This is a genomic window from Desulfonatronospira sp. MSAO_Bac3 (assembly GCF_003838035.1).
Taxonomy (GTDB): domain Bacteria; phylum Desulfobacterota; class Desulfovibrionia; order Desulfovibrionales; family Desulfonatronovibrionaceae; genus Desulfonatronospira; species Desulfonatronospira thiodismutans.
Genome location: NZ_QYZY01000339.1, coordinates 1 through 7266 on the forward strand (window position 1 = coordinate 1; position 7266 = coordinate 7266).

Annotated in this window: 5 protein-coding genes; 1 reads left to right on the top strand and 4 read right to left on the bottom strand. The window is 56.0% G+C overall.

Features of this window, described 5'->3' with window-relative positions; all coding sequences use genetic code 11:
* From der to gatB, 3 genes are all read right to left on the bottom strand, one after another.
* Positions 1-1259: ribosome biogenesis GTPase Der (gene der, locus D5S03_RS11935; RefSeq protein ID WP_287044182.1), on the bottom strand; the 1259-nt coding region annotated here is incomplete at its 3' end.
* 98 nt (positions 1260-1357) lie between these two features.
* Positions 1358-2368, bottom strand: a complete 1011-nt coding sequence (gene mtnA, locus D5S03_RS11940) for an S-methyl-5-thioribose-1-phosphate isomerase (RefSeq protein WP_008869471.1) — start codon at positions 2366-2368, stop codon at positions 1358-1360.
* 3 nt (positions 2369-2371) lie between these two features.
* On the bottom strand, positions 2372-3802 hold the full coding sequence (gatB, locus tag D5S03_RS11945; protein WP_287044183.1) for an Asp-tRNA(Asn)/Glu-tRNA(Gln) amidotransferase subunit GatB: 1431 nt from the start codon (positions 3800-3802) through the stop codon (positions 2372-2374).
* A 139-nt stretch (positions 3803-3941) separates the two neighbouring features.
* Between gatB and D5S03_RS11950 the strand changes: the two genes are divergently transcribed.
* Positions 3942-4991: an NAD-dependent epimerase gene (locus D5S03_RS11950; protein ID WP_008869473.1), complete on the top strand. Its 1050-nt coding sequence runs from the start codon at positions 3942-3944 to the stop codon at positions 4989-4991.
* A gap of 25 nt (positions 4992-5016) precedes the next feature.
* Here D5S03_RS11950 and D5S03_RS11955 read toward each other — a convergent pair whose 3' ends face one another.
* Complete coding sequence (locus tag D5S03_RS11955) at positions 5017-6675, bottom strand: ABC-ATPase domain-containing protein (protein ID WP_287044185.1); 1659 nt, start codon at positions 6673-6675, stop codon at positions 5017-5019.
* Positions 6676-7266: the final 591 nt, after the last annotated feature.

Sequence of the window (7266 nt, forward strand, 5' to 3'; positions counted from 1 at the left end):
CCCAGGCTCTTGCGGATCTGTTTTTCCAGATACCTGGCATAAGCCGGCTTTATTAAGCCTGGATCATTTACGAAAAAAACAAATTCCGGGGGGCTGGTCCCGGGCTGGGTCAGGTAGTATATCTTGGCCCGGCGTCCCTTGACCAGCGGGGGCTGATGCGCCTGCACCGCATCCCGGACCAGTCTGTTCAGCTCGCCTGTACCCACCCGGACCCGGGACTGTCCCAGCACCTTTTCCGCCAGGGGAATAAGGCCACCAAGGCCGGCCCGGGTGATGCACGAGGTATAGATTACCGGTGCATGAGCGCAAAAGGCCAGTTCGTCCTGAAAATACCTTTTGAGTTTGCCCAGGTCTTTCCTGGGAATCTGATCCACCTTGTTCACCACGATCACCAAGGGTATCTTTTCCCGCTCCAGAAAGGACAACAGCTTCTTGTCCTGGGCCACCATCCCGGAAAGGGCGTCCAGGACCAAAAGAGCCACATCGGATCTCTGACAGCTCCTTATGGCCCGCAGGGCACTGAATCTTTCCAGGTCGTCGCTTATGGTGGTCTTTCGCCTCACCCCGGCGGTATCGATGAAAACGTAACGTTTATCACCCTTTTCCAGGATCACGTCCACGCAGTCCCTGGTGGTCCCGGCCCTGGAACTCACCAGCACTCTTTCCTGTCCAAGCAGTGTATTCACCAGGGAAGACTTCCCCACGTTGGGTCGTCCCAGCAGAGAAAGGCGCAGATGTGCAGCCTGATCCTCCGGTTCTTCATGAGCCGGGAGACTGGATTCAATGGCCTCCTGCAGCACAGGCATATTATACCCGTGGGCCGCTGAAACCATGTTCATGTCAAAGCCCAGGGAATAAAAATCACCTTCCACCAGGGCCGCCCTTTCTTCGCCGTCCACCTTGTTCACCACCAGCCTTACCGGCCTGCGGCTCTGCCTGAGCATGGCGGCCAGCTGTTCATCCAGAGCCGTAACTCCAGCACTTCCGTCCACCATGAAAAGAATCAGGTCTGCGCTGTGCATTGCTTCCCGGACCTGCTCGTAAATCTCTTCTTCCAGCTGAGCTCCCTGTTCCAGCACCAGCCCCCCGGTATCCACCAGGGTATAATCCCTGGTACGCCCCTGCACGCGACCGTACAGACTGTCCCTGGTCACTCCGGGGCGATCGTGGACCATGGCCTTGTTCTGGCGCAGCAGGCGGTTGAACAGTGTGGACTTGCCTACATTGGGACGTCCGACTATGACGACAAAAGGCAGCATAAATACCCGGCAACCCGGCATGGGTCAGTTAAAAAAGGGAGGGGATGGAAGTGGTTGATATTCATCTCTGTTCCTTAAAATGAAAGGCAAAATAACCCTCAGGCCATCTCCCCGGGGGCGAAAACCCCTTTCTCCGTGATGATTCCGGTGATGAGTTCATGCGGGGTGACATCAAAGGCGTAATTGTATACCTGCACGTCCGGGGGCACAATCATCTGTCCGGTCATGCATTTAACTTCGGCCGGATCTCTTTGTTCTATGGGAATATCCTCACCGGAAGATGTCTGCACATCGAAAGTGGAAAACGGGGCGGCAACGTAGAAAGGTATCCCGTGCCTGCGGGCCATGACCGCCACTGTGTAGGTCCCGATCTTGTTGGCGGTGTCCCCGTTGGCTGCTATCCGGTCCGCCCCCACCACCACCTTGTGCACCAGCCCCTTGTGCATGAGCAGGCCGCAGGCATTGTCGCAGGCCACCCTTACCGGGATGTTGTCCCGGGCCAGTTCGTAAGCCGTGAGCCTGGCTCCCTGCAGAAACGGCCTGGTCTCGTTGGCAATGACCCGGATATCCTTGCCCTGCTCCACAGCAGAGCGCACCACCCCAAGAGCGGTGCCGTAGCCCCCTGTGGCCAGGGCCCCGGCGTTGCAGTGGGTCATGACCGTATCCCCGGAAAAAATAAGATCCCGGCCATGAGCGCCTATCATTTTATTGATCCTGATGTCCTCTTCATGCACGTGCAGGGCCTCGGGCAGCCAGAACTCAGCCAGCTGCGCCGGAGAGAAAAAACTGCCGGATCTCCATGCATGCCGCATGCCCCGCACGGCCCAGGCCAGGTTGGCCGCTGTGGGCCTGGCATGCTCAATGGTCTGCAGGCTTTTCTCCAGGTCCTCTTCCCAGTTGGAGCTCCCCCTGGCCTCCAGAGCAGCCAGCACGCAGCCGTAAGCCGCGGTCACCCCAATGGCCGGGGCCCCGCGGATGACCATCTGCTGCAGGGCATAGACTATATCCTGCGTCCCTGCACACTTGAACCACTGCTCACTGTCAGGCAGATACCTCTGGTCCAGAAGCATCAGCACACTCTGCTTTTCATCAAAATATACATGCTGCACGGTTCAGCCCAGCTTGCGGTTTATCAGTTCGTTGACCAGTCCGGGATTGGCCTGGCCTTTAGTCTTTTTCATAACCTGGCCCACAAAAAAACTCATGAGTTTCTTGCGTCCCTGCTGATATTTCTGCACTTCGTCCGGATTTTCGCTTATGACTTCGTCCACAACCCGCTCCAGCTCCCCGGAGTCGGAAATCTGGCCCAGACCCTTGTCCTGAACCAGCTTCTCCGGGTCGGACCCGCTTGCGAACACCTCCGGGAATAAGGACTTGGCTATCTTGTTGCTTATGGTTCCCTCATCCACCATGCGCACCAGCTTGGCCAGAAGTCCCGGACTGAAGCCGGACTCTTTGATGCTCGTTGCGGCCTGGTTCAGCTCCCTTAAAAGCTCGGTCATGACCCAGTTGCTTATCTTCTTGGGCTGGGCATAAAGCCTTGTGCACTCCTCGAAAAAATCCGCCAGGTCACGCTCAGAAGTAAGGACCTGGGAATCCTCATGGGGCAGCTCATACTGGCTGATGAACCTGGCCAGCCTGGCCATGGGCAGTTCCGGCAGTTCTTTTTTGAGCCTCAGGGTCCAGTCCCGGTCCACCAGCAGGGGCACCAGGTCCGGGTCCGGAAAATAGCGGTAGTCGTGAGCCTCTTCCTTGCCGCGCATGGATACGGTAATTCCCCTGTCCGGGTCAAAGAGCCTGGTTTCCTGGACCACCTCTTCTTTGTCCTCCAGAATATCCATCTGCCGGGACACTTCGTACTCCAGGGCCTTTTGTACGTTTCTAAAAGAATTCAGGTTCTTGATCTCGGTGCGGGTGCCCAACTCATTCTTTCCCCTGGGACGAATGGACACGTTGGCGTCACAACGAAAACTGCCCTCTTCCATATTGCCGTCGGAAATATCCAGGTAGCGCAGGATGGAGCGCAGGGCCTTGAGATAGGCAGCTGCTTCTTCGGGACTTCGCATATCCGGCTCCGAAACTATCTCCATAAGGGGCACTCCGGTGCGGTTTAAGTCCACGTAGCTGAGCCCCTCCACCTGGGAATGGATGGATTTGCCGGCGTCCTCTTCCATGTGAATTCTGGTTATGCCTACATCCTTTTCCCGGTTTTGGGCCAGAATTTTTATATGGCCGTGTTCCGCCAGGGGCTGGTCATACTGGGAAATCTGGTATCCCTTGGGCAGATCCGGGTAGAAATAATTCTTCCTGGCGAACACCGAGCGTTCATTGACCCGGCAATCCAGGGCCAGGGCCATTTTTACGGCGAACTCCACGGCTCTTTTGTTGAGCACCGGCAGCACCCCGGGCATACCGGTACATATGGGGCAGGTATTGGTATTTGGGTCATTGCCGAACTGCGTGGAACAGGAACAAAATATCTTGGACCGGGTCTTGAGCTGGGCATGCACCTCAAGACCGATTACAGTTTCATAGTCGCTCATGGTTCATCCTTGAGTATCTGGAGTGGGAAATAACACTTGCTAAAGCCGGATTGAAAAAATATAACCTGTATTTTTAGCTCAGCTCCCGGCAGAAGTCAAAACCAACTTCAGGGGGGTCTTTGCAACCAAAGGAGAAGACATGAAAATACTCGTCACCGGGACCGCCGGATTCATCGGTTTCAGGCTGGCCCTTGCACTGGTGGAGAAGGGTTTTGAAGTGGTAGGCCTGGACAACATAAATGACTACTACGACGTCCAGGTCAAGTACGGCCGCCTCCGGGAATCCGGGTTTCAGGAGCCGTATGACTACGGCCGCCTGTATCATTCGGATAAGTATCCGGGACTTTCCTTTATCAGGCAAAACCTTGAAGACCGGGAAGGAATGCAAAGACTCTTCCAGGAACAGGGATTTTCCCGGGCCTGCAACCTGGCCGCCCAGGCCGGTGTGCGCTACAGCCTGACCAATCCCTATGCCTACGTGGACTCCAATCTTGTAGGCTACATAAACCTCCTGGAATGCTGCCGGCACAACCAGGTGGAGCACCTGGTCTTTGCCAGCAGTTCCAGCGTGTACGGACTAAATGAAACACAGCCCTTTTCAGTGCACGCCAATGTGGACCATCCCATAAGCCTTTACGCCGCCAGCAAAAAGAGTAACGAGCTCATGTCCCACACCTATGCCCACCTCTACGGGCTGCCCTGCACCGGACTGCGTTTTTTCACCGTCTACGGACCCTGGGGCCGCCCGGACATGGCTCTTTTCCTGTTCACCAGGGCCATGCTGGAAGACAGGCCCATAGACGTGTTCAACCACGGCCGGATGCAGCGCGACTTTACATACATCGACGATATAGTGGAAGGGGTCATCAGGGTTCTGGACAATCCACCCGCAGGCAATCCGCACTGGGACCCCAAAAATCCCGATCCGGCTTCATCCAGCGCCCCGTACAGGCTTTACAACATAGGCAACAACAACCCTGTACAGCTCATGGACTTCATCCAGGCCCTGGAAAAGGCCCTGGGCAAAAAGGCCCAAAAAAACCTGCTGCCCCTGCAGCCAGGTGACGTGCCCAGCACTTACGCCGACGTGGACGACCTGGTCCGTGACCTGGACTACAAACCCGAGACTTCAGTAGAAGAAGGAATTGAGCGGTTTGTAAAGTGGTACAGGGATTTTTTCCAGGCCTGATTTTTTTGCAGGACACTGACCCGGCTTAATCCTTGCAGCCCCTCAGATGGGCGCTTCGCAGGCGGTTGAGTACAGCCATGGCTTCCAGGGGCCTGGGCCTGGCCAGGTCCCCGTCCGGGGCAAAGGCCAGGCGGGGCAGATCATTTTCCAGCATCCGCCTGATGCGCGCCGCCGGATCCTGTATCACTTGCCCGTTTTCAGCCAGCCGGGCCAGGATGACCCCGATGGCTCTTACCTGAGAGGGATCAGCCAGTTGCTCCAGGGCCCGCAGATCCACCTCGTCCCGGCCGAACAGCAAAGCATCCAGGCCGTCAGGCTTGATGACTCTTTTTCCGGGCTTGCGGCAGGGATTCAGCCTGGAAGCGTCAAGGCTTCTGGGTTTTGGACGTCCAAGGGCTGACCCGGGCTCTTGCACCCGGCCGGTTGCCCAGGTGGAAGCTATCTCCCTGGCGGAAGCAGTCACGTCTCTGGGCTTATATTCATGCATCTGGATGACGGTATCGGCATGATCGAAATAATCTCCCGATCCTCCCATGACCAGTACCGTTGAGATACCCAGGCCGTCCCGCAACTCCCGGATACGGTCCACAAAAGGCGTAATGGGCTCTTCATCCCCGGCCACCAGCTTCTGCATCCTCTGATCCCTGATCATGAAGTTGGTGGCGGAAGTATCCTCATCCACCAGCAGCACGCTGGCTCCCATTTCCAGGGCCTCCTGCAGGGATGCCGCCTGGCTGGTGGAGCCTGAGGCCAGGTCCGTGGAAAAATCCCGGGTGGACTTGCCGTAGGGCAACTCGCTTATAAAGGGTGAGAGGTCCACGCTGTGCACCACCCTGCCGTCCTCGGCCCTGATTTTAAGGGCCAGGGCATTGCTGACCACCCTTTCCCGGCCGTCTCCGGGGATATGATCATATACCCCGGCTTCCACCGCCTTTAAAAGAGTGGACTTGCCGTGAAATCCCCCGCCCACTATCAGGCTGACCCCCAGGGGAATACCCAGCCCGGACAAATCCCCGGCATTGGGGGCATGCAGGGTCACCTGCAGGGTATCAGGCGATGAAAGTTCAACCGCGTCCTGCAAGGGCCGATCATCCACCCCGGACCTGCGGGGCAGGATGGAACCGTCCGCCAGAAAAGCGGCCAGATCCATCTCGTCCAGCTGATCCCGCAGGCTCTGCTGGTCCTGGGTCACATCGCAGTGAAGCTTCAAGGCCTTCAAATCCAGACGTCTAACAGTCACCGCACTTACCGCTTCAGGAACAGCCTCCATTAGCAGTCTTGCTGCCTGTCGCCCCAGTATGGTCCTGCCCCTGGCCGGCAGGGTGACTGTAAATCTCAGTTCCACCCCGTCAGGAGTAAAAAGGCAGGCAGTGCGGTCCAGAACGGTCTGTTTTCCGGCATCTATGCGGATATCCCTTTCACCTTGAACAGCCCTGGAAAAAGCCCGGGCCAGAAAATCCCTGGCTGCAACCTTCCTGGCCTCTCCCTGCAGGGCATGTTCCGGAAGGCCTGCTGTCTCCCAGGGCACAACGGCCCTTACCCGGGACGGAGGAGCATAAGGATCACCCTGCACATAATCCACCAGGAGCCTGAACTCCCCGAAAGAATACCCGCCCTGCAGATCCTTGTAGGCCTTGTAACCCCTGCCGTCGATTCTGTCTAAAATTTCTCGGAGCTTTTGCATATAACTGTGTATTTTACCTGCTTTCAGGCACCAGACTTTTTAGACTTACTCCTGAAACCCTGTCATAAAAAACAAGAACCACGCGCTGCGCGTGGCAGGCCTTAGACAGGATTAACCACGCCAAAGAAGCGTGGCAGGCATAGATTGACAGGATAAGCAATCAGCGGCCCCGGTGAAATCAGCTGCGCTGTCCTGCGGAATTTCACAGGGCAAGCCGGAAGCCGCAGATTGCATTAACCATCCAGCACTCACTTTCTTCTTCATGAGTGCCGGAAGAAAGTGAGTGCTGGAGTGATAACCTTTTGGCCTGGCTTCCGGCCAGGACAAAATGACTTTTCTCTTAATCCATCTCTTAATCCTGTTAATCCTGTCAAATAGCTCTTTTCTTTATTGGGTTGCGGGCAATGCCCGCCTTATATAGTTCAGCTTCAGCAGAGGTTGAATAGTTACACTAAATTTTTAAAAAACATAGTCAGGAGAGAGAATGAATTTTTTTGAATACAGAAACGGCGAGCTTTATGCAGAGGATATAAGTATCAAGGAACTGGTGCAGGAGTTTGACACCCCGCTTTATGTCTATTCCGCCAAGAC